The organism is Nostoc sp. TCL240-02 (assembly GCF_013343235.1).
Classification (GTDB): Bacteria; Cyanobacteriota; Cyanobacteriia; order Cyanobacteriales; family Nostocaceae; genus Nostoc.
In genome coordinates this window covers 7,775,978-7,799,942 of record NZ_CP040094.1, presented here as the reverse complement: position 1 = coordinate 7,799,942, position 23,965 = coordinate 7,775,978, and the positions used below count along the sequence as shown (strand labels likewise).

General features: G+C 41.6%; 17 protein-coding genes. 6 read left to right on the top strand and 11 right to left on the bottom strand.

The features are described 5' to 3' along the window. Positions 1 to 14 precede the first annotated feature (14 nt). Positions 15 to 3,557: an NB-ARC domain-containing protein gene (locus tag FBB35_RS33420; protein ID WP_174713413.1), complete on the top strand. Its 3,543-nt coding sequence runs from the start codon at positions 15 to 17 to the stop codon at positions 3,555 to 3,557. 59 nt (positions 3,558 to 3,616) lie between these two features. Here FBB35_RS33420 and FBB35_RS33415 read toward each other — a convergent pair whose 3' ends face one another. From FBB35_RS33415 to FBB35_RS33405, 3 genes are read right to left on the bottom strand one after another with little or no spacing between them, the layout of a single operon-like run. Continuing rightward, positions 3,617 to 4,600 (bottom strand): SGNH/GDSL hydrolase family protein, encoded by a 984-nt coding sequence (locus FBB35_RS33415; RefSeq protein ID WP_174713412.1) that lies wholly within the window; start codon positions 4,598 to 4,600, stop codon positions 3,617 to 3,619. A 41-nt stretch (positions 4,601 to 4,641) separates the two neighbouring features. Next, the gene (locus FBB35_RS33410; RefSeq protein ID WP_174713411.1) at positions 4,642 to 5,781 is read right to left on the bottom strand and encodes a 3-oxoacyl-ACP synthase III family protein; all 1,140 of its coding nucleotides are present in this window, start codon (positions 5,779 to 5,781) and stop codon (positions 4,642 to 4,644) included. Between the two features lie 13 nt (positions 5,782 to 5,794). After that, entirely contained in the window at positions 5,795 to 7,555 is a 1,761-nt protein-coding gene (locus FBB35_RS33405; protein ID WP_174713410.1) for a ScyA-related TPP-binding enzyme, read from the bottom strand. 332 nt (positions 7,556 to 7,887) lie between these two features. Between FBB35_RS33405 and FBB35_RS33400 the strand changes: the two genes are divergently transcribed. Together FBB35_RS33400 and FBB35_RS33395 are read left to right on the top strand one after the other, a co-directional pair. Further along, positions 7,888 to 8,619, top strand: coding sequence for a haloacid dehalogenase type II (locus tag FBB35_RS33400; RefSeq protein WP_174713409.1), 732 nt, complete (start codon positions 7,888 to 7,890; stop codon positions 8,617 to 8,619). A 247-nt stretch (positions 8,620 to 8,866) separates the two neighbouring features. Next, complete coding sequence (locus tag FBB35_RS33395) at positions 8,867 to 9,736, top strand: DUF5895 domain-containing protein (protein ID WP_174713408.1); 870 nt, start codon at positions 8,867 to 8,869, stop codon at positions 9,734 to 9,736. Between the two features lie 120 nt (positions 9,737 to 9,856). On the opposite strand, the gene FBB35_RS33390 is transcribed toward FBB35_RS33395, so the two are convergent. Together FBB35_RS33390 and FBB35_RS33385 are read right to left on the bottom strand one after the other, a co-directional pair. Beyond that, on the bottom strand, positions 9,857 to 11,116 hold the full coding sequence (locus FBB35_RS33390) for a murein transglycosylase A (protein ID WP_174713861.1): 1,260 nt from the start codon (positions 11,114 to 11,116) through the stop codon (positions 9,857 to 9,859). 3 nt (positions 11,117 to 11,119) lie between these two features. Next, the gene (locus FBB35_RS33385) at positions 11,120 to 11,374 is read right to left on the bottom strand and encodes a hypothetical protein (RefSeq protein ID WP_174713407.1); all 255 of its coding nucleotides are present in this window, start codon (positions 11,372 to 11,374) and stop codon (positions 11,120 to 11,122) included. A 424-nt stretch (positions 11,375 to 11,798) separates the two neighbouring features. On the opposite strand from FBB35_RS33385, the gene FBB35_RS33380 reads away from it, so the two are divergent. Together FBB35_RS33380 and FBB35_RS33375 are read left to right on the top strand one after the other, a co-directional pair. Beyond that, the gene (locus FBB35_RS33380; RefSeq protein ID WP_174713406.1) at positions 11,799 to 12,122 is read left to right on the top strand and encodes a DUF4278 domain-containing protein; all 324 of its coding nucleotides are present in this window, start codon (positions 11,799 to 11,801) and stop codon (positions 12,120 to 12,122) included. Positions 12,123 to 12,276: 154 nt separating this feature from the next. After that, positions 12,277 to 13,656 carry a serine/threonine-protein kinase gene (locus FBB35_RS33375; protein WP_174713405.1) on the top strand — a complete coding sequence of 460 codons (1,380 nt, stop codon included), beginning with the start codon at positions 12,277 to 12,279 and terminating at the stop codon, positions 13,654 to 13,656. A gap of 41 nt (positions 13,657 to 13,697) precedes the next feature. Here the strand turns inward: FBB35_RS33375 and FBB35_RS33370 are convergent, their stop codons facing one another. Then, the gene (locus tag FBB35_RS33370; protein ID WP_174713404.1) at positions 13,698 to 14,612 is read right to left on the bottom strand and encodes a DUF3365 domain-containing protein; all 915 of its coding nucleotides are present in this window, start codon (positions 14,610 to 14,612) and stop codon (positions 13,698 to 13,700) included. A gap of 182 nt (positions 14,613 to 14,794) precedes the next feature. On the opposite strand from FBB35_RS33370, the gene FBB35_RS33365 reads away from it, so the two are divergent. After that, positions 14,795 to 15,649, top strand: a complete 855-nt coding sequence (locus FBB35_RS33365) for a phosphate/phosphite/phosphonate ABC transporter substrate-binding protein (RefSeq protein ID WP_174713403.1) — start codon at positions 14,795 to 14,797, stop codon at positions 15,647 to 15,649. A 13-nt stretch (positions 15,650 to 15,662) separates the two neighbouring features. On the opposite strand, the gene FBB35_RS33360 is transcribed toward FBB35_RS33365, so the two are convergent. The 5 genes from FBB35_RS33360 to FBB35_RS33340 all read right to left on the bottom strand — a co-directional run bounded on the left by FBB35_RS33360 (position 15,663) and on the right by FBB35_RS33340 (position 23,743). After that, complete coding sequence (locus FBB35_RS33360; protein ID WP_174713402.1) at positions 15,663 to 16,433, bottom strand: hypothetical protein; 771 nt, start codon at positions 16,431 to 16,433, stop codon at positions 15,663 to 15,665. Positions 16,434 to 17,222: 789 nt separating this feature from the next. Beyond that, positions 17,223 to 19,994, bottom strand: a complete 2,772-nt coding sequence (locus tag FBB35_RS33355; RefSeq protein ID WP_174713401.1) for a GAF domain-containing protein — start codon at positions 19,992 to 19,994, stop codon at positions 17,223 to 17,225. A gap of 821 nt (positions 19,995 to 20,815) precedes the next feature. Next, positions 20,816 to 21,286, bottom strand: coding sequence for an N-glycosidase (locus FBB35_RS33350; protein ID WP_174713400.1), 471 nt, complete (start codon positions 21,284 to 21,286; stop codon positions 20,816 to 20,818). A gap of 220 nt (positions 21,287 to 21,506) precedes the next feature. Then, a complete protein-coding gene (locus FBB35_RS33345; RefSeq protein WP_174713399.1) occupies positions 21,507 to 23,063 on the bottom strand; it encodes an ATP-binding protein in 1,557 nt (518 codons plus the stop codon). After that, positions 23,060 to 23,743, bottom strand: coding sequence for a response regulator transcription factor (locus tag FBB35_RS33340; protein WP_174713398.1), 684 nt, complete (start codon positions 23,741 to 23,743; stop codon positions 23,060 to 23,062). The genes FBB35_RS33345 and FBB35_RS33340 overlap by 4 nt, the downstream gene beginning before the upstream one ends. Positions 23,744 to 23,965 lie beyond the last annotated feature (222 nt).

Below are 23,965 nucleotides of genomic sequence, written 5' to 3'. Positions count from 1 at the left end.
ACGTGAGTTAATAAATGACTTTACAGAATTGGAGACGAAAGCGTGGCGTTGCACTTACTACCAAGGGTTTACAAAAGATTAAGGAAGCCAAGCATCAATCAGAAGCAAAAGAAAATTTTGGAAACAGGTATACTCTGGAAGAAATGAGTGCCCGCTCAGGGTTATATTCTGCTACCATCTCGAAAGTCTTGAATCGAGAAGGAGGAGTTGATAAACAGACTATTGAAAAGCTTTTTTCAGCTTTCAATTTAAAAATAGATAAAAGTGACTATTTAAGGTCAACTAATCGTCTAGATTGGGGAGAAGCTATCTTTAACTCAGTTTTTTATGGGCGTACAGAAGAACTTACTACCCTAGAGCAATGGATTCTCAATGAACACTGCCGATTGATTGCACTATTAGGGATAGGAGGTATTGGGAAAACCACGCTGTCTATAAAGCTTGCTCAACAGATTCAGGAAAACTTTGAGTATGTGATCTGGCGATCGCTACGAGAAGCCCCACCTGTTAAAATTATTCTAAGTAACCTGCTCCAATTTTTATCTGACGAGCAGGAAACAGAAGGTAACTTACCAGAAAGCTTTAGCGATCGGGTATCAAGACTACTCTACTATTTGCAAAATCATCGCTGTTTGCTGATTCTTGATAATGCAGAGTCAATTCTCCGCAGTGGTAGCCGCGCTGGACTTTATCGAGAGGGATATGAGGGATATGGTGAACTTTTCAGACGAATAGGAGAAGCAACTCACCAAAGCTGTTTAATACTGACTAGTCGTGAAAAACCGAAAGAAGTAGCATTACTCGAAGGACAAGCAATACCTGTTCGCTCATTACCATTGAGTGGTTTGAAGGTAGCAGAAGGACAAGAAATCTTAAAACTCAAAGGGCTATCTGCGGTAGAGGATGAATGGAAAGTAATGATTGAGCGCTATGCAGGCAATCCCTTAGCCCTAAAGATAGTTGCTACAACCATTCAAGATATTTTTGATGGTAATGTCACTGAATTTTTGCAACAAGACACGGCTGTTTTTGGCGACATTCGCGATATTTTAGAGCAGCAGTTTGAGCGTTTGTCAGATTTAGAAAAGGATATTATGTACTGGCTAGCGATTAATCGCGAGTCGGTTACACTCTCAGAGTTGCGAGAAGATATTGTATCACCAGTACCACAAGCAAAATTACTAGAGGCTCTAGAATCTTTAGGCAGGCGATCGCTAATCGAGAAAGCTACGCCTACGCTAATTGGAAAAACTGGATTACTTTTTACCCTCCAGCCTGTGGTCATGGAGTATGTGACTAGTAGCTTGATAGAGCAGGTATGTGAAGAGATTCTCACTCAGAATATTCATTTATTCAGGAGTAAAGCTCTAACAAAAGCGACAGCAAAAGAATATGTTAGGGATACTCAAATTCGCTTTATCATCAAACCAGTTATAGATGGGCTGCTTACTGCCTTTAGAAGTAAAAAAAACTTAGAAAATCACTTAGCTCAAATTTTAACAACGCTACGAGAGATATCTCCTCTAGAACAAAGTTATACAGCAGGAAATGTCTTTAACTTGCTTTATCATTTAGAAACGGATCTCAGTAGTTATGATTTTTCTTATCTAACTATTTGGCAAGCCGACTTGCAGCATATAAAGTTACATAATGTAAATTTTGCTTATGCTCATCTAGCTAAATGTGTTTTTATTGAAACCTTTGGTGGTATTTTTTCGGTAGCTTTTAGTCCGAATGGTAAACTTTTAGCTACTGGTGATACCAATGGAGAAATTCGCTTATACGAAGTTGCTAATAGTCAGCAACTTATGACTTGTAAAGGTCATACTGGTTGGGTTTGGTCAGTCACATTTAGTCCCGACGGTCAGGTTCTTGCCAGTGGTAGTAATGATCAAACAATAAAACTGTGGGATATCAGTAATGGTCAGTGTCTAAAAACTTTGGAGGGTCATCGTGGTGGGGTTCGTTCAGTTACTTTTAGTCCCGACGGTCAGATTCTTTCTAGTGGTAGTGATGACCAAACAGTGAAGCTATGGAATATCAGTACAGGCAAATGTCTAAAAACCTTACAGGAAGTTGGTTGTAATGTATGGTCTGTTGCCTTCAGTCCAAAAGATTACATGTTGGCAACTGGAAATGATGATTATACGGTAAGGCTCTGGGATATTAACAGCAGTTCATGTATTCACACCTTAGAGGGTCACACTCAGAGGGTATACTCAGTCGCTTTTAGCCCTGACGGTAATACACTAGCTAGTGGGAGCCATGACCAAACAGTTAAACTTTGGGACACGACTAGTGGTAAATGTATTAAAACTTTACAGGGGCATACAGACTTAGTACATTCAGTTACCTTCAGTGTAGATGGTAGCGCTCTTGTTAGTTGCGGTGAAGAGCAAACAGTTAGGGTATGGGATTTTGTTACTGGTCAATGCCTTAAAACTCTAGAGGGACATAGAAGTAGAGTCTGGTCGCTAGCAATATGTATAAATAGTAGTACATGTGCTAGTAGCAGTGATGACCAAACGGTAAAATTATGGGATATCAACACTGGTAGATGTATTAAGACTTTACGGAGTTTCAACAATGGGATATGGTCAGTCGTTGTCAGCCCAGACGGTAAAACTATTGCTAGTGGCAGTTACGATCAAACAGTAACACTGTGGGATGTTACTACTGGTAAGTGTCTAAAAGTTTTGAGGGGACATACTAATCGAGTTACATCAGTAACTTTCAGTGCTGATAGTCAAATCCTTGCCAGTGGCAGCGAAGACCAAACCTTAAGGCTATGGGATTTTAATACTGGTAAGTGTCTAAAAGTTTTGAGGGGACATACTAATCGAGTTACATCAGTAACTTTCAGTGCTGATAGTCAAATTCTTGCCAGTGGTAGCGATGACCAAACAGTAATGGTCTGGGATATTGGCACTGGTAAATGTCTTAATACTTTACGAGAACATGGTGGTAGAACATGGTCAGTCACTTTCAGCCCTAACAGTAATACATTAGCCAGTGGTAGTCATGACCGAACAGTGAAACTTTGGGATGTTCGCACTGGTAGATGCCTTCATACTCTACAGGGTCATACCGAATGGGTTTGGGCAGTTGGTTTCAGTTCAGATGGTGGTATGCTAGCTAGCGGTAGCGAAGATCAAACGATTAAAATCTGGGATGTCAGCACTGGTAAGTATCTTAGAACTTTGCAAGACCATACAAATACTGTATATTCAGTCGCTTTCAGTTCGGATGGTCGCATACTAGCGAGTGGCAGTGGCGATCAAACAGTTAAGCTTTGGGACGTTAACACAGGTAGGTGTTTAAGAACTTTATTAGGACATACTAGATGGGTTTGGTCAGTTACCTTTAGTTCCGATGGTCAGACTGTTGTCAGTTGTAGTGAAGATGAGACAATTAAGATTTGGGATGTACAAACAGGTGAATGTTTGAAAACTTTGAGAAGTAAAAATCCTTACGAGGGAATGAATATCACTAGCATAAGCGGGTTAACTGAGTCTCAGAAGGATACTTTAAAAAGTTTAGGAGCAGTTGAGTATTAAAGGAGACTTAATATTAGAGTTATAATACAGAGTCAACCAGCTTGCGAACAAGTGCTAACTCAATTAGTTATTTTGCTTTTCAATAGCGAAACTGTACCTAAAATGCTGTATGCTAGCATTCCTAATCCAAGAGATGGTTCGGGTACTGGTAATGGCTTCAGTGCTGAAAATGCTAATTCTCCAATTAGCTTATGAGCAGTTGTTGTAGGATGCACTTCGTCCCAAAACAAAAATTCTTCAGGGTTACAGGAAACTTGTTGTGTGGGAACATCTATAGACACTACTGATAAGTCTTTGCTAATGCAAGAGTTAGTAACGTTTGTAAAACCGAATTCCTCTGGAGCAGCAATGATCCTATCAAATAGGGAATTAACATCAAATTCTATAATGTTGACATCGGGACTTAACTGTTGGTTCAAAAATTGGAGTGTTGTATTCAAGCTAGAGTTATGTTCACTGCTGAATGTGTTGAATAAATTGGAACGTTGACTATCAAAATTTGCAAAAGGCAATTTTCCCAAATCTGGCAAGTTGACCACCATAATATCTTTAGCACCATCAGCAACAAGCGATGTCAACGCTGCTGATAAATTTACCACTGTATTGGTAGGATTTGGCTCACCATCAAAAAAGTAACTTAGGTAGTCATTAGTACCAGCCCAAATAATATATAGAGCATTAGAATCAGCAGTTTGATTTTCTGCTACAAAGTTATTTATCTGTTGCTGCAATCCTGGTAAAGTAGCTAAACCAATATTCTCAGTTCCTGTAGTTGCGCCACCAAAAGCAAAGTTATTATTCAGATTTAATGTTAATCCTAAATCGGAGGCAAGATAATCAACCCAAATTGGGCCATTAGAAAAACGCCCATTAGAGTAGGTTGGACTTGGGGGAATAATTCCGTTAGTGGCATTAAATACATTACCAGTATCAGACAAACTGTCTCCAAAGACGTAAATGTTGTCATAATCTTTTGCTAATACTTTGAGTGGAAATATCAAAGATAACAGCAAAAATCCTGTTGTTATAATTTGTCTTTGCACAGTTAATTCCTTAATCTAATTTCAACCTTGTAAAGATGTCCTTAAAAAGAAACTTCGCTCTTTTGTTGAGAGCTTTCTTTTGCTGATTTAGAGCTTTCAAGAGGGTCGGAACTTAGCGCTACATTGCCCCAGCGCATAACGTTCGCAGCAATAGCACCGGCTGCACCGAAGCCATAGACGAGAACCAGATCATTTTCGCGAATCTTGCCCAATTTTGCAGCATAGTACATATTGGCGACAGTAAGTACTGGCCCAATGTTTGCGTATTTAGGATAGAGGTTGATCGTCCGCTCTGGGTCAATGCCCAGTACGCGCGTGCAGAAGCTGGCAAACCAAGCAGTAGATGTATTGAAAATAAAAAAATCGATTTGATCGAGTGTTACACCGGCCGCAGCGATCGCACCCTCACAGCATGTACGCAGAAACCTCACTGCTGTTTCACGAGTCACCTTGTTCGCTTCCTTGCATAGCTTCATGCGAATCTGTGGATTGCCTTGTGTGTCGGTCATAAGTTTGGGAAAAACGACATTACACAACTCACCAGCATGAATGGTCTTTGTGCTAAGGATTCCCTGATTCAATTCTAGTGAACCAACCACGAAAGCTCCGGCACCATCACTAAGGAACCATGACATGGTATCGTCCTCATCGACAAAGCGAGAGTATGTGCATGAAATAACTACCAACACATTGCGGTACTCTCCTGCTCGTACTAGGGCACAGGCGGTTTGAAGCGCAATAGGTGTACTCCCACATGTTGCATCAAGATTCCATGCAGCACCTTGCAGGCTAAGTTGACGGGCAAGGAAAGCTGCATTACCAAGTCCGATTTGTTCAGGCCATACAGAAGCGACAATCATGAGATCAACGTCTTTAACAGAAAGTTTAGCCGCTTCGAGGGCATCCCTTGCTGCACGCTCCTCTAGTATTAATGAAGACTCACCACTACCAAGTATCCATCGCTCAACAGTACCACGAAATGGGTCTGACAGATATGGCATCATTTCTAAGTCAAACTCGTTGCTGGGGGTTGAGCCTGCAAGCGAAAACATCCTCGCCAAGCTTTTTTGTTCTGCCTGAGCAATTAACTCCGGGTATTTTTCCCTGTAATAATCGTTACTACGTCTAACGCTGGGAAAGCTCACTGCGATCGCTCGAATACCTACTGGTTTCTGTACCATAACTAATCTCCTCTTAGTAATTCGTAGCGCCTTGCGAAATTAGACTGTCTAGACGGCTTCCTATTGGTGCAGGACAAGTAGGTTCAATGAGTACATCAACAACAAATGGGCTAGTCGACGCGATCGCTTTTTCTAGTGCTACTTGAACGTCAGCTTCCCTTTCCACCCGAATACCATCTGCTCCCATGCCCTGAGCAATCTTGACGAAATCTACCTGCGGAATTGTCGCATCTACGTTCTTGAATCCTAGATATGCTATTCCCTGTTCGCAGATGTTGTAGCGCCCATCGTTGAGTATAATCCAGACCGCAGGAACTTGATATTTTACAGCCGTGTTTACTTCGCTGTTCATCAGCATGGCACCATCTCCGACAATAGCAACAGCTTTGCCATTCCGTGCTAAAGCACCACCTACTACACCTGTGACAAAATGCCCCATAGAACCAAATCCGTTGCTTATCCGATAACGACTTGGTGTGGTAAATCGCAGCAGATGAATTACCCAAGCAAACGAGTTACCTGACTCTGCCATTACTAATGCATCGCTTCCATCAACAATCACTTGTTGAATTACATTCATAAGCAGTTCCGGTCGTACTAGACCGTCCACACGTAGCTTGATGAGATCGCGTTTCAATTGAGGCAGCATTATTGTCCTTGAGCGACCAGTAGTACTTTCTGGGAAGTTCTTCAGCAGGTTCTTTAGGAATATTGCTACGTCGGACTGAATGGCAAAAGTCTCGGCGGATGGATATGCAGTTCCTGGAACCTTTGTGTCAATGTCAACATGCAAAAAGCCGTGTCTGGGAATCATCTCAGGGTTCCAGAATGAGGTAAACTCACCAAGGCGTGTTCCCAGCACCAGCACACGTTTTGGACGTTGCTCTTTCATATACCTCAAAACCGACTCATGTCCACCGAAGCCGGTAACGCCTACAAACTGAGGATGATCTTCAGGAAAAATACCTTTGGCCCGTGGTGAACACATTACCGCAGCCCCTGTTCTCTCAGCAAGCTGGCGAATCTCTTTTGCAGTACCCCGTGCCCCAAAGCCCACCCAGATTGCAAATGGTCCCTCAGACAGTAACTGAACACATTCAGCGATTGTTTCTTCACTTGCTGTTGCCACGCTGTGAGACAGAGTTACTTGTGGCAAAGATGTTTTTACTGAACGTGTCTGGATATTTGTCGGAATACTGATATGAGCTACAAATCCTCCCGGTTGTGCTAAACCGAGGGTAAGCCTTCGAGCAACCTCTGGAAGTTCATCGCTGGATTCGAGGGTTGTTGCATAATGGAATATTGTCCCCGAAGTAAAAATATCTGTATTAGGCATTGTGTAGGTACTAGTTTCTTGACAAGCCCACCGACCACGTTGTGGTGAAGAGGTCGAAGCTGATACGAAAATTACCTTAGCTCCCTCCCAACGGGCAGCTAACAGCCCTGTTAAAGCGTTGGTTATCCCCGGCCCTGTAGTAGTGAATACCACAACCGGGCGATCGCTAACAAAGTGCGCCTCAATGGCCGCAAAAGCTGCTCCAGCTTCGTGGCGAAAGTGCAGCACCTGCATGGAACTTTGATGTAATGCAGCCCACACTGGGGCGATCGCACCTCCCGAAACCCCAAAGGCATACTCTACTCCCATATCTCCTAGCATTTTAACCACTGCCTCTGCTACCGAAGAAGGTCTAGATTGCTTGCTGTGAGATTGCTGTTCAGTGGAGTTTAATTGTTCAGTGGTATTCGCTTGTGTGTCCTGAAATTTAAGATGCATACAAACTATACTTATTAGGAATAATTTCCCCTGTGAAGTAGCATTATCCCACACGCTAAACTCAGCAATATTACTTTTTTTAGATAAGTACCATACAAATTTTTTAGTACTGCTTTTGTAAAGCAGTTGCTTAGAAAGCTTAAAACGACCCTCACACTTCGCCTTAGCAATTTTTTAGCAGTTGAAAATCTGATACAAGGAATGTCTAGAGAATTCAATATTATTTGGATGTAGCAATGCCTGTGGCGGGCTGCGCCAACGCAGATGGGTTAACCTGTTTTCCAGTTTATGAGAACTGAACACTATAGAATCAAGCTCTGGAGTATAAAAAGGTGATTAACTTCAATCAGTATAAAGCTTTAACTTTCGATTGTTATGGAACCCTGATTGATTGGGAGAACGGCATCTTAGGAGCGCTCAAGCCACTTTTGCTGGCACACAACACTGATTTAACTGATTTAGATGATGATCGAATTTTGGAACTTTTTGCTGAATTTGAAGCAGAACTGGAGAAGGGTAATTATATCAAATATCGGGAAGTTTTGAAGAGAGTCGTCGAGAAATTTGGTGAACGATTTGGCTTTGAGCCAACTGTCAAGGAACTAAATTCAATTGCTGATTCGATTCAGCATTGGCTACCTTTCCCCGATACAGTTGAGGCACTTAAAACTCTCAAGCAAAAGTTTCAACTGGTAATTATCTCCAATGTAGATGACGATCTATTTGCTTTTTCTGCAAAACACTTGGAGGTAGAATTTGACCAAATAATCACAGCAGAACAAGCAAAAAGTTACAAACCCTCCTTAAACAACTTCAGACTGGCTATTGAGAGAATTGATTTGCCGCTAGAGCAGATATTACATGTTGCTGCTAGTGTATATCACGATATCGTTACAGCCAAATCTCTGGGACTATCAACAGTCTGGGTAAACCGTCGAGCAGAGAAAAAAGGATCAAAGACCACAGAATCAGCATTAAGTCAACCTGACTTAGAAGTGCCTGATTTAAAGACTCTTGCTGCTTTGAGTTCCCAGCACTGTTTCGATGGGGATCTGTATCTGTAATGATTAGAACTCGAAGAGCTTTCACGCCAAGGAGTAGTCAAAAAACGAAACAGGGATTGCAACATAGATTGATTTTGCTTTACCCTGGAAAAACTACTATGCCAGTTTAACGATGCGTTCGACCTTCTTTTGAGGGCGACACGCAAAGCACGAGTAAATCTCGTAACAACGCTCTCTTTCTGGCTCTCCTTTCCTCAGCGCCCTGCCGATAAACTTGTTCAATAAAACACTTTGATAGCCTAAAACGATGAAAGCATCTGCTAATTTCGACTTTGAAGACGAGAAATTTAATGCACCGCCTTCTCAAGTCATCCCTTGGTGTCAGATGATTAATCCTCGGTATGGCACAGATGGTATGCAATCCCACGGTTTGGCGATTAAACTAGACAATGCCAATGCTGTCGGCTTTGTGCCAGATGATAATTGGCAGCAGGTAGAGCATGAATTTAGCTCTGGAGTCGAAACGGTCTTTATTAGCACTACTCCACACTTGGTTTTAGTGCGTCGGGGGCCTTTGTCTGTTAAGGATCGGGAAAGTGGTCTAAAACTGGGTACGCTCAAAGAAAATTATGATGCCTTTTTAGCAGATAAACTTAAATTTAAAACATTTACTCGTTATCTAATTTTTATAGTGGGTGAAAATAAAAAGTTTTTACACGAATCACCACTACAACTAACTCTTAATGGTGCTGCCGGAGCGAGTTTCAGCAAAACCTATTGCGAATATCAACAAGGTAAAGTAGTTAGTGGATTCGTGGCTGAACTAGAAAAAGCTTATGCTGTTTACCGCAAGCAACCTTTAACGCCAAAAGGCCCTTTGTTCCATGCTCACGGGATTTTTTGCCCGATAATTGAGTGTGAAGAAAGAGGTATTGAACCAAATACAGTTTTAGTCGCTTCAACTGTAGACTACAAACATCCCACGGTAGGGACTTTAACTCAATATTTAATAGCTTCGGATTCTCTGGAGTCTGCAATGATTTGCAAGACTTTTGAAGAATACAAAGATTTTGGCAAGGAACCTGTAAAATCAGAAACGCCTAAATTGGCAATGGCAGGAGTTTCTAACTCTTATGTTTATGCCGATGAAGATGATTTTGCTTATCCGCCGTATTAAGTGGGAATGGGGAATGGGGAATGGAGAGCAGGGAGCAGGGAGCAGGGAGCAGGGGGGACAAGGAGACAAGTGGAATAATTAATGCCCAATGCCCAATGCCCCATTCCCAATGCCCAATACTTATTCTTTGAGCAGCAAATAATATAGTGAACCATTACCGCCTGTGATGCCAGCGCGATCGCCTGCTAGTTTACCAGAACCCATAAAATAATCCACCCGGCCCGGGCCTTTGATGGCACTCCCTGTATCCTGGTCAAGCACAAAGCGGCTGACAGTACGTCTTTCTAGTTTGCCACCACTAATGGGATAGGGAAATGAGTTGTAAATCAGAGCTAGCGCTCCCGGAGGCATGAGAGACTTATCTGTGGCAATAGAACGTTCTGCTGTCACTGGCACATGAATACTACCAGTCGCCGATTTACCGTTTGTTTCTTGGAAGAAAATAAATCGTTCCCATCGGGGCAGATAATTGTTCAACTCCTGGGGTTTTTGCCGGAAATAACTAATTAGACGTGGCATTGTCAATCCATTTAGTGGAAGTTTGCCATCTTTAGCCAGTTCTTTGCCGATGCTAGTCCAGGGGTAATCAGTTCCACCTGCATAGCCAATAGATGTTGTCTGACCATTAGTTAACTTAATTTGGGCAGAACCTTGGATATGTACCATGTATGCGTCAAGGCGATCGCGGAACCAAAGCAGTTCTAAACCGCGCAATTTGCTCTTATTCCCTTGTAAACCATCCTTCCCTTCCAAATCAATTCGCTTGGGGTGGGGTTTCGGCCATTGGCTGAAATCAGGTGGTAGCCGATAAAGGGGATACTTATATATTTCAGTTTTGACACGGCTAGCGGTGTAAACAGGTTCGTAGTAAGCAGTGAATTTAACAGTACCCTTGCCATCATTGCCTACAGACTGGTAAAAGACAAACTCTCGGCGAACAGCAGCTTGTAATTGGTCTGCTGACTTAGAACTGACAACCAATTGGCGGAAACGTAACAAACTCCGGCGGACGCGATCGAGGGTAATTTCCTTGAGTGGATAATTTTGATATGCTGCGATCGCTTCACCTTTTGTTAGGTAAAGCAGACTATTGTCAATGGAAGCCAACAACGCATTGCGATCTCCTGTTTTACCTCTTTGACCCCAAATTTGATCGTCCCAACCCAAACAACTCTGCCGGAGCGTACAATCGCTTCCTATGGCGATTGGTTTTAATGGCGGCGCGATCTCTGGAGTGATTGGTATTGGTATAGGTGAGCGATCGGGAGCAGTTGGTACTGGCAACGGCAGTAAGTTAGGAACCTGAGCAACAGCAGACCAAAGAGGGTTTACAAGGACAACTCCCAGACTCAAGGAAAGTAAAGCAAGGGTTTTTCTCATCATTTAGTTGAATCTTTCAACACTGGAACTAAAAATAGGTTCTACCCGGATTGCCACAACCCGAGAAGGGCGTATTACCATATATTCCCCTTGAATATTTTTGATCGGCACACTAATAAAGTCATTGGAAGCAGATTTTGGCACAAGTTCGCCGCTATACCACTTCTGAAACTCTTGAATAGTAGGAAAACGTACTTCTTCCCGGTGGCCACTTTCCAGTAAGAGGTATACGGCATATTCATTTGGAGTTCTAGCCATAAGATTGAACCATTTAAAAAACATTCAACCCATTGTTAACCACGTAACCCCTGAATGAAAAGGGTAAGCATACGGGGGAGGTGGGGATGAGGGAAGAAGTAAGGGAGCAGGGGAGGCAGGGGGCGGGGGAGCAGGGGAGCAGGGGGCAGGGGAGCAGAGGAGTAGGCGGGCAGAGGAGCAGGGGAGCGGAGGAGTAGGCGGGCAGGGGAGGCATAACTATTAGTTATTAAATAATTCCCCATTCCCAATACCCAATTCCCAATTCCCAATTCCCAATTGTCTAATGACTCCTCACCTTAGACGGCTAATCCTTTGATCAGTTCCTTCAAAAGTGTAAGTTTACATTAGCTCCTGCATAACTCTCCAATCAACCTCTGATAAGTCATTGGCATTGTTGAACAACGTTATTCAGGAGGCAAAATTTATGAAACTTTACTATCGTGGTCTAGGCTACGAATACAATCCAAGCAAAGTCGCCAGCAAAAAAACAGAACAGCCCTTTCAACCAGTTCCTCAACTCGGGCCAGCTTATAATTTAATCTATCGTGGCGTTAATTATCGTGTTGATCCAAATTCAAAATCGGCAGAAGTTCCTCTATCACCAGTAGCTTATAAATTGAGCTTTAGGGGAATTACCTACTTTGTAAATAAAACTGCACAAGGAGACGTGACCGTAGTCTCTCAACCAGCAATAAATTCAAAAGTTGTGGCACTGCGGATTTCTGAAGAATTAAAACTTCAAGAATAATATGGTTACAAGTTAATCTGGAGTCTAAGGAGTTATGAAATTATAGGAAAATCCTCAGAAAATCTTTGAATTTCAACACTATCTACCTCAACAAATCTTGCCAAAACTGGTAGTTGTGCCAAGATGAATTTGAGGACTTAAGGCAAGTGAGACAATGCTAGGACAATTATTAGACGGACGTTACCAAGTCCTCCAAGTCTTAGGTGGAGGTGGATTCGGTCAAACCTATATAGCTCAAGATACCCATCGGCCAGGTTTCCCGAAATGCGTTGTCAAACACCTTAAGCCCGTCACTCGTAGCCCCGAATTTCTCGAAACTGCTAGACGGCTATTCACCAGTGAGGCAGAAACACTAGAACAACTGGGCAACCATGACCAAATCCCTCGGCTTTTAGCCTATTTTGAAGATAACCAAGAGTTCTTTTTGGTGCAAGAGTTCATTGAGGGGCATACTCTAAAAGCGGAACTCTTACCCAATCAACTTTGGACAGAAGATCAAGTTATTCAACTTCTCCAACAGATGTTGGGTATTCTGCAATTTATTCACAGCCATAACGTTATCCATCGAGATATCAAACCAGACAATATAATCAGGCGGCAAAAAGACGGGAAGTTAGTGCTGATTGACTTTGGCGCAGTTAAACAAGTCCAAACTCAATTGCTTACTCTTTCAGAGCGCACGGGGGCTACTATTATCATTGGCACTCCAGGATATATGTCTACAGAACAGGGGCAAGGTAAGCCCCGCCCCAACAGCGATATTTATTCTTTGGGTATTATTGGTATCCAATCGCTGACGGGGTTACATCCTATCAACTTTGAGGAAGATCCAGATACTGGTGAAATTTCTTGGCAACGTCAGGCTAATGTTAGTTCTGAGTTGGCATCTGTGCTATCTAAGATGGTGCTACATCACTTTAAACAGCGCTATCAATCTGCGGCTGAAGTTTTACAGGTGCTTAAGCATTTTGATACTAAAGTAGAAGCGCAATCACTTCAATCACCATCTTTTAGACAACTGCCTCAAGCTTCACTTTCTCAACAAAATTCAATTGGGTATCCGCCTGCTTCCATCCTGTCTGCGGAAAATTACAGCCGCTTGGAAAAAATTCTTTTGGAATTTGTCGGCCCTGTTGCCTCAAGATTACTCCAACAAGTTGCGGCATCAGCACCCAACTGCGAAGAATTAATTAATCAATTAGCCCTTCATCTTCGAGAAAATCAACAAATTGATTTTCAGAAGAAAACAATGTTTCTACTAGAGAAACCTACTCTACTACAGGAATTTACTATTAAATCTGAAATTCAGTCCAATAATTTACCAAGCCAAGAATCTCAAGGAATCAGCGATAGCTTTGTGTATCAGTGTGAGCGGGAATTGGCTAATTTAATTGGCCCAATAGCTAAGTTTCTAGTCCAAAAAGCTGTTAAGTCATCTGGGCAAATTTCTCGTGCAGAATTTGTACAACTTTTAGCATCACAAATTCCTGAACCTCAAAAAGCTTTACAATTCCAGCAACGCTTACTTTTTTGATATTTTAAATATTGTATTTTTTCTCCGTTAATTACGAATTATCAGCTTTGGTTATTCAACATATCTAGAGCTATTTTTAAGCTAGCTTTCATCCGATTAAATGCTTCTGCTAACCCACCAATCTCATCATTAGAGCTTTCTTCAAAATCAGCGCTCATATCACCAACACTAACTTTTTGGGCTATTTTTTCAATTCTTCGGATGCGCTGAATCACATATTTTTTGATTAAGAAGTTAATTAAAAAAACTGTGATCGCAAAGATAGTAATTAAAAGTCCCATGACCAATATCCAAGTCCGTTTGGCATTGGCAAAAATTTCTTGGGAAGGAACAGAGATTATTTGAGCAGAAACAATCTGATTAAGTTGCCAGCCAAAACCATTTTCCGAGCCATAAGTTGCCAACTGACTCTTAGGAGCCTGATCTGGTGTAGAATGACATCGCAGACATTTCTGTTGGGTAATCTTTAATGGTCGCGCTATGTAAAATACTTCGCCTTCTGACAATTTCCGAAAGCCTGTAATTTCTTGAGTTTTGGATTCATTGCGAAAACGTTCTACAAGTTGAGTTTCAAAATTATCAGCTTTATCCGCTAAATTTGTTGGATTAAGTGTTGCATCTTTATGAAAAAAGTTTTTATATTCAGGCTTTTTACGAAAATTCTCAAAGACTTCTTTAGAAGAAAAAGTTGGGACTACTTCAGGCATGAACGTTGGGTTAGTATCTAGTCTAGGTTCTAATAAGGGATCTATCCGATTTTGTGTATAATCTCTAACTGCGTTCACCATTTGAATGAGAATCTGCGCTTGAGAAGTTACTTCATTTTGCGCTCTCCCCTGAAGTACACTGGATAAGGCAATCCCACTTCCCACAATACTGACTATGAAAACTAATATTAAAAGTAAGTTAAATTTAGCACCGATTTTTAAGTTTTTTAATGTAATGTTGTTTAACATAACCTTACCAATGAAGGTGGTATTTGAGTTTGTCTAATATTTATTTATACCTGTTAGAAAGCATCTCAACAATATTTAAATAAATATTAATTTTTTGCCGCAATATAACCTATTTAGGCAGCAGTCAAACTTATCTAAATTATTTCTGAAAACCAAGTTACTTCCTTAACCAATAATTAGTGATGTTTTTGCGACTTCCCCGACGTTTATTTCTGTTTAATCTGCTAGGTTTGACATTTGCTGCTTGTCAATCACCAAATGATATTAATGGTACGTTAACTGTTGGTGTTCTCAACTATGGTGGAGGCGAACAGATAATTAATCAATATGCTAAATTTAATAGTTATTTGGGTGAAAAAACAAACTCATATATTCAGCTAGAACCGGTTTTTAATGAAAATAGAGCGGTTGAGCGCCTAGAAGCTCGTGCTTGGTCATTGGTGTTTGCTCCACCGGGTTTAGCGGCTATTGCGATCGCACGTCACCAATATGCTCCCCTATTTCCTTTAATAGGTATTAATAATTTGCGCTCAATTTTCGTTGTTCGCAAAGACAATCCAATTACCGAATTGAAGCAACTGCAAGGTAAAACAGTGGCTTTAGGTCAATTAGGTTCAGCAACAGGATATTATTTTCCTCTTTACAATCTTTATGGTACAACACTAGCTGAGATCCTATTTGCACCCACACCTAAAGCCGCGCTGGAATTCGTGGCTCAAGGAAAAGCGATCGCCTGTGCTGTCTCAGAGGCGGAATTGGCTCTCTACGGTTCACAGTTCGCCCCCACGGAATTCCGCATACTATTTAAAGACCCTCACTATGTACCATTAGGCGTGGTCTTGATTGGCCCGAATGTGGAACGTAACCGTCAAGAGTTCATCCGCAAAGTGATGAGTGATGCGCCTTCTGGTTTAGCTCAAGAAGTGGGGTATGTACCCAATGGACAAGTACCAGATTACAAATACATGATTTCTGTGGTCGATCGGGTAAGCTCGATTACTTCTAAGCTGCAAAAGAAACCTGTCCAATTATTTTGATTTACTGAATTGCTCAAAAAAACAATTTGAATCGTGCTAGCTGGTTTTGAATTGTTCCTGTCAGAATTTTATTTAGTTCTGTAGTGTCTTGAAATTGCAAAATTTGCTGTGTGGGTAAGTCGAAGGGGAATTGTCCTTCAATATCTGGACGTTGCATTTGTGCTAGTACAATCTGTTCAGATCGCTTACTTTGGATCGCATAGCCAATCTCAATACAGACATTGGGACTAGGAATTAGTTGGGGGGTTTCTTTACCGTCAATACTAGCGATGGGTGTGGTGTCAGCGATAAATAACAAACTCTTACGGATTTTTCGCATGATCGTGCGGTTAATCCGTAGAGTAGCACCACTAGGGCGAGAGGATTCTACTAATGTTAAAGGAAGGCGCGATCGCAAGTTTAAACTTTCTAAACTTTTTCGCAGTTCTTCTCTGAGAGCATTCGTGGCAGCGACATACTCAGTTTGATAGGATAAAAAAATTGTTGGTTCTAACTGAGCCAACAGTGCCTGTTTGGTAAAATAAATTTCATGACTAATTAAGTCAATGTTGGCGACGCAATAGCCACCACTTCCTTCAATATAAAATTCAATATTTTCCCCTTCTAGATAGCGCCCAAACCAAGTTGATTTCTTAACTTCGTCGCTTTCTTCTAAAAAGTCTGCTCGCAATGCCGATCTCAGCAGGCTTTTTTTGCTCAAGCGAATGTCTGGCGGACGTTTTTCTAGTTCTGGAATCGGCTCGTAATCCTGTAGATACCACGCTCTGAGCGCAATAATTGACATAAGGCGCTATTTAAATTATTCTTCACTATTTAGCTTAGTATAATCTTACACCAAGAGGAGTCTCTATCTTAGACTTCTCTTTAAACACAACAACACCCAAGCATCTACTCGCTGAACTATTTTCTCTCCTTGTTTATCAGATGCAGGGATGTACTAACTCTCATCGCTTGTGTAAACAAGTTATGAAATCTAGTGACAGCGCCCCCTAATCTTCCACATTTGAGGAAATAGCAGTTTTCGCGTTGGGTGTTGCTGTGTTTTGACGAGACAGATGTAAGTTAAACAGCGTCTTTTACCTCTTACTTACGATTCCAAATGCAGCTGTTATATCTGCCAGGGAAGCTTATTTATGAGCTTCGATTATTAGATTATCACTCATAGATGAAAGGGAGTTTTTTTGCAACGAAACTTTACTTTTAAAGTATTGTGTAATCAAAGTCAATATCAATATATTGCAGATATGGGATAACTTCTAAATCTTTTCATTAGCCTATTTTTAAAAAATATCATCAACCTTTTGGATGATTGAAGAAGAATTCAGAAGTCAGAATCGGCTAAACGCCCCGCTACCGCTAACAGGAGTCAGCAATCTTGACGTTCTCTACGAGACGCTGCGCGTAGCTTGCTTCTCTGCAAGAGTACGCGGACTCACTTGCCGCCGGCGCTATCCAGAATACACAACTGAATTCTGACTCCTGACTCCTGAATTCTGTTTGATAAAGTAATTACTAATTCAAATTTTAAGTTTTGAAACAAACCTTCTGAAAATAAGGTAGAAAATCTATTCCTCTACCTTGAGTGAACTATTTTAGCTGGAGGCATGACGGGAATTTCAATCCAGAACTCTGTACCTTTGCCGGGTTCGGAAATGCACTCCATTATTCCACCATGTTTTTCGACAATAATCTGATAGCTGATTGCCAATCCTAATCCTGTACCTCTGCCCACAGGTTTGGTAGTATAAAATGGGTCAAAAATTCGCTTTTTTACCTCTGGAGTCATTCCAGACCCATTGTCACTAATACGAATCAATAGACGAGAGTTATCTGCTGAGATTCTAGTGGAAATGTGGATAGTAGGCATTGGGGATGGCTTATCCTCTTTGTCATCCTCCCCAGTCCCCATTTCCCACTTCCCTATTCCCCATTCTCCATTCCCCATTTCTAAAGCATCTATGGCATTACTGAAAATATTCATGAATACCTGATTCATTTGGCCGGCATAGCATTCTACCGTTGGGATGTTGCCATAGTCTTTGATTACCTGAATGCTTGGAAATTCATCATTTCCTTTCAGCTGATGTTGTAAAATTAACAAGGTGTTGTCAATGCCTTCATGCAAGTCAACGCGCTTGTTATCAGCCTCATCCAAGCGGGAAAAATTGCGTAACGACAGCACTATTGAACGGATGCGATCGCTTCCTACTTGCATTGAGGTGATGATTTTTGGGAGGTCTTCTACCAAAAATCCAAAATCTACTGCTTCGATGGCAGCGCTAATTTCACTATGAGGATCGGGATAGTGTAGCTGGTAGAGGCGTAAAATTTCTAGCAGTTGTTCGATGTAGTCACTGGCGTGGCACAGATTACCGTAGATAAAGTTAACGGGATTGTTGATTTCGTGAGCGATACCCGCCACCAACTGTCCTAAGCCAGACATTTTTTCGGTTTGAATCAATCTTGTCTGTGTTTCTTGGAGTTCATGTAAAGTCTTTCCTAACTGTCCAGCTTTATTTCTGGCTTCAGTTTCAGCCTTACAAGTTTGTTCATAGAGTTGTGCTTGTTGAATGGCGATCGCAGCCTGATCTCCTAGCTGTTGCAATAAATCAATTTCTGCATCTTGCCAATCTCTGGGAGCATTACATTCATGGACAATTAGTAAGCCCCATAGTTCCATACCTATATTAATCGGAACTATTAAGCTTGCTTGAATTTGCAGATTCTGCAAAAACTCTCGATGACAATCAGTTAAAGAATCAGTTGAAACGTTATTAATTGCCCGTACCCTACCCTGAGAGTATAAATACGTATGCTCATCAGGAAAGCATTCTAATGGTGCATTCATTCCCAAAACTGACTGCCAATTACCATTCATCTCCTCCACAATCACCGATTTACTGTTCAGTTGGAAAATTACTACCCGGTCTGAATTTAGCAGCGATCTAACTTCGGAGACGATAGTTTGCAGGGTTGTCTGCAAGTCCAATGTACTGCGGATCTGCTCTGTAATTTGCTTGATTACCTTGGTGAGGAGTAATGATTTTTCGAGTTCAGCAGTTTGTTCTTGCACCCGCAATTCTAAGTTGGCATTTAGGGCTTGTACCTCTTTATATACCTGCTGTTGCTGAATTGCCATTGAAAACTGATCGTACAAGGCTTGTGCCAATGTCATGTCTTCTGGTTTCCACTCAGGCGCTTGCCCCTTTTTTTGCTCTCGCCAAACCTCAAAGGAAAGCTGGGGTAGAAGTTGTCGCCGATTTTCTTCGCATCGTCCCGCCCACAAAATTTCCGTTTCAAATTCTGCGCGAAAAATGCTTAATACACCAATAAATTGTTCTCGGTAATGGAGGGGAATCACCATCATTCCCCGAATTTGAGTAGAACGAAATGCTAAAGCTAAAACTCGCAAATGCGGTTCTTTATAGAGGTCAGAGGTTGCCCAAATATTACCTGGTTTACACTCAGTCATCCAGTTTTGCCATGTCGGATGCTGTTCAATAATGCTGCTATCTAATTCGTAAGGTAGTGTGGGTTGATCGCCCCAGGTGTATAGTTCCCGACTCTCTTCAACATAAAGCCTGCCACCTACTGCACTGAATGCGGCAATAACTTCTTCAAGCGCCTCCTGTAATTGGATGGTTGGGAGTTTATGCAATAGTGTGGTGACTCGGTTAATAGTAGCTTCTTGCTTTTGCTGGTTAAGCGCTGTAGTAAGTAGATTACTTTGAGCGATCGCGATCGCAACCTGATCAGCAACTTGCTGCAATACTTTGATTTCCCGTTTCAAAATCTTTCGCGGTTCACTCTGGTGAACTACCAACAATCCCCACAATTTAGGCTTTACCGATTGTTCTTGTGGATCGCGATCTAAAATTGGCACTACTAAAGAAGATTGCACACCCATTGCCTTTAAGTATTGAATATGGCATGGGTCTACTTGCCGATAATAGATATTAGTTTGTAGGCGTTTGCCAGTTTCTGTTGATTGTAGAGGTGATAACCCGATTTTCTGGTTTGCTACATCGACAATCGAACGTTGCCCCGCCAACAAAAACATCTCTCTGGCCGCTTCGGGGATATCATGAACTGGAAAGCGCAACCCTAACAAGGATGGCAGACGCTCGTTATCAATAGATTCAGCAATGACTTCGCCACTACCACTAGTATCAAAACGATATACTTTGACTCGCTCTGCACGTAAAAATAACCGTACTTCAGTAACGGTAGTTGTTAATATTTCTTGAAGATCGAGCGATCGCCTAATTTGTTTGATCATCCGATTCAGTAAGCTTTCTTGGTCTAAGCTTTGCTGTAACCCATTTGGTTTATCGGTAGATGTCATTGCTTATATACACCATGACTGAAGTATAGTTTTTTTTATAAGTTGTCTCTAATGAGAAATTTAAATTTACAATGGCTTGATTTTTATTCCATTTCAATACATTTCTGCGACAAAGGCATTGCAAGGGCAGTACATCTGTTGCAAATTTTTTTAGAAATGGATTAGAGGATATTTGAAAAGTATTTAGATATTTTGCTTGATTCCTGTAGTCCTAAGAAAATTGATTTAGGGAGATATCAAACAACTTGGTGTATCATTAGGGACTTTTCAAACATCCTCTCAAGTCTAAAGTTCAGAAAATTTTAATCATTGACATTATTGATTTTATATTCTCAATCATTAAAATATTTCAGTAATTTTACTTAAATAATATCTTCATCATTGCATTACTCTTTTAAGATTTTTGCCCTAGAATCTCTCCAAAGGCGGTAGTAGCTCCCCTTAAAAAGCTATCCATTAGCCAGATATTCCTTAATATTTGTAAGAGCGATCGCTCTTACAAGTCCCAAAGCCTTAAACTACATTGTATATTCTCAATAGCAATAAGCTATTTTTGCAAAAATAATCACTAATTTGCCAATATAGCAAGAAAATTCAAGCATTGTAAGCCATGTAAAACAATGATTTGAATATTGCTAATACAAAATGTCAATAATAAAATGGTCTTGAATTTGCTCTTTATTAAGCAGCTTTAGCAGGTTTAAGCTTTAACTGAACTTGATCGAATTATTGGTAACTTTTTCAAATAGTTTTGACAAGATGATTTTAATATTTCCCATTTAATTACTATTTTTATGTTGAATATAACTATTTTGATGAAATTATTCGTAAATTATCGTTAAAGATAGTAAGTTACGAATTTCTTCACGCACACTCATGAGAGTTTTACCGAGATGGTTTTGACCTGCTTTATTAGCACCACAGCCCCAAAAAGAATCGGTTGGGGAGTTTTCAACCAAAAGCTCATCGCCTGTCTTCAGCAGAACTTCTCTAATATCAACATGAGTGAGAAACTTTTTGAGTACAGCTTCTCGCATAATTTGCGTTTTGACCAAATCCCAGTCTCGACGAAGTTGGCGCGTGCTACATCTTCCCAAAGCAGCAGCTTCTTCTGGGGTGGCGGCGGCATGAATTACGGGTATAATTGCCGCATCTTTGCTGCCAACAAATTTTTGCGCTTGATAATAATGCTCAACTGTTGCCCAGCAAGTGCCCTGAATGTGGATTTCGTGGGGAGAAAAGTTAGAAAAACAGCCATAAGGCTGCCAAACCTTATAAAAGTAAATGGTCATTTGAAAATTGCTCTTTCATATATAGCAATCCTATTTGATTTGTGAGAATTGCAAGCCAAAACCTAACTTATCTAAATTTTGCCACTTCTTCAAAGAAAGCAGTTACTGCAAAGGTCAAAAAGAGGCAGGGGGCAGGAGGGGGCAGGGGGCAGGGAGCAGGGGGCAGGGGAGAAAGCCCTCTATTTATGGATGGGCTTGAAACCATGAAGGTAGGGGAATTCTAGAATCTTTTCACCCTGCCCCCTGCTCCCTGCTCCCCTGCCTCCTCTATTGGTAAGGTGAGGGTAAAAGCTGTGTGACCAAAAGCTGTTGAGTCAAGGGTGAGGTCGCCATGATGTGCCCTGGCAATTTCACGGGCTAGGCTAAGTCCTAGTCCGATGCCTTCTATCTTGCGGGTTCGAGCCGGATCGCCGCGATAGAAGCGGTCAAAAATGCGTAGACGTTCACGTTCACGTGCGCCGTAGGCATCGCTCACTGGAATATCTTTGGATGCATTGGCAATGGTGACGTGGAGAGTTGTTTGAGTTTGATGAGTGCTAATTTTTATCCAGCCGCTGGGGAGATTGTATTTTATAGCATTACTGAACAGGTTTTGCAAAACTTGAATTAGAAGATCGCGATCGCCCTGTAAGCGCAATCCATCAGTAAATTTAGTTTCCACAGTCAAGTGGGGAGCCAGCATTTCCACATCTTCTAGCATCTCCATCAGCAACTCAGACATATCTACCTCAACTAGATACAAGCTCATTTTTCCAGCATCAGCTAGAGATAGCAGCAAGAGTTTCCGCATAATTCCACTCAGGCGGCGCACTTCATCCAATAGGTTACTTAAGCGCTGTTGTACTTCACTTCCCGGCTCAACCTGTTGCAGTGTTCGTTCCAGTTCACCTTGTAAAATAGTTAATGGGGTTTTCAGTTCGTGAGCCGCATCTCCACTAAAGCGGGAAGCTTGGGTAAAACTGCGTTCCAATCGTTCCAGCATCAGGTTAAATACCTGAATCAATTCGACAAATTCAACATCAGTTGTTCCAACAGGAATCCGTTGATCTAATCCTTTAACAGTTACTTGTTGAATAATGCCTGTTAATTGCCGGATAGGACGCAAAGCGCCACCAGAAACTAACCACGCACCAACCGCAACTAGTAGTAGCGATCCTGGAATTGAAACTAGGAAAATATTCCGAATCGTAGCCATTTCTTGATCGACAGCTTGCAGATTCACAGCAATGCCAACCTGACCATTAGGAAATTTAGTTGCTCCAATCCGCCAAGCTGCTTTTGCTGTCTGTTCAGTGACAAATGTCGGTGGACGCGGATGAAGAAAGGGCGGTGGCCCAACATTTCTATTAGAGGGTGGCGGTGGTTCTCTCTGCGGGGGTGGTGGTAAAGGTATCAACTGAAGACGCTTAAGCAGCAGACGATTTACCTCAACATCGGTAGATAGGGAGCTTGATTGATAAATTATGTTGCCGTTTGCATCAAGCACCAGTAGGGCAATAGGGGTTTTTGTATTGGTTCCGAAGGCATCAGATAATGAATCTTCGTAAAATTGCCATCGTGAGGGTCGGTTTTCTTTCTCCTGGATTTCAGCATGTTCCCCCCCTCGTGGCAAGTTCGGAGTTGCCCGCATCAAGTGATTTAACAGTTCTGCATCAAGACGGCTGATTTTAGCATTGTAAATCTGGAACCAGGAGACTGCACCAAACCCGACTAATGTGGTTCCAGCTAAAGCCGCAGACGATAGGGCAATTCGGAGGCGAAAGGAAGAGAGATTCATGAATTAGACTCTGGTTTGCGAAACCGATATCCAACCCCTCGAATACTTTCAATCCAGACTGTTTCATCAATGGGGTCAATTTTTTTACGAATTCGCTGGATACAAACATCTACGACATTAGTATTTGGGTTAAAGTCATAGCCCCAAACATGCTCTAGAATTTGGGTGCGGGTGAAAACCCTTCCAGGAGAGCGCATGAGATACTCCAGAAGATTAAACTCGCGGCTGGTGAGTTCTATCGCTTGGCGATCGCAAGTAACTTCTCTGGTGATGCGATCGAGTTTGATGGCCCCAACACTAAGGAGATTTTGGCGCTCGCTCACACTCCGACGAACAACGGCATGAATTCGAGCCGCTAACTCTTCCACAAAAAACGGTTTAGCGATGTAATCATCTGCTCCTAAATTTAGCCCTGCCAAGCGATCATCTAGTTCATTTCGAGCCGTCAACAAAATTACTGGTGCATTCCGACCTTGCCGCCGCAATAGTTTCAGAATCGATAATCCATCCTTCCCCGGCACCATAATGTCAAGTACAAGAACATCATATTCATTTTCTAATGCCCGCAGATATCCTTCATCACCGTTATCGCAGTAGTCTACAACAAATCCCTGCTCCTTCAGTCCAGCCCGGACGAAGTTAGCAATTTTCGCTTCATCTTCGACAAATAGAACGTTCACAAGTATTTATTTAGTTCATATATTATTGTTCCATTCTAGATTCATTACTTTTCTACTTAAATTACAAAACTGTAATTTAGAAAGCAGGTGGACTGTAATTTTGAGGTGTCTTAATCATAAATATGAACACCTTACCTTTTACAGGTTGATTTATAAAATTACAAAATTGTAATTTACAAGTAGGGCAAACTGTAATTTTGGTTCAGTTAAATCAGAAATGTA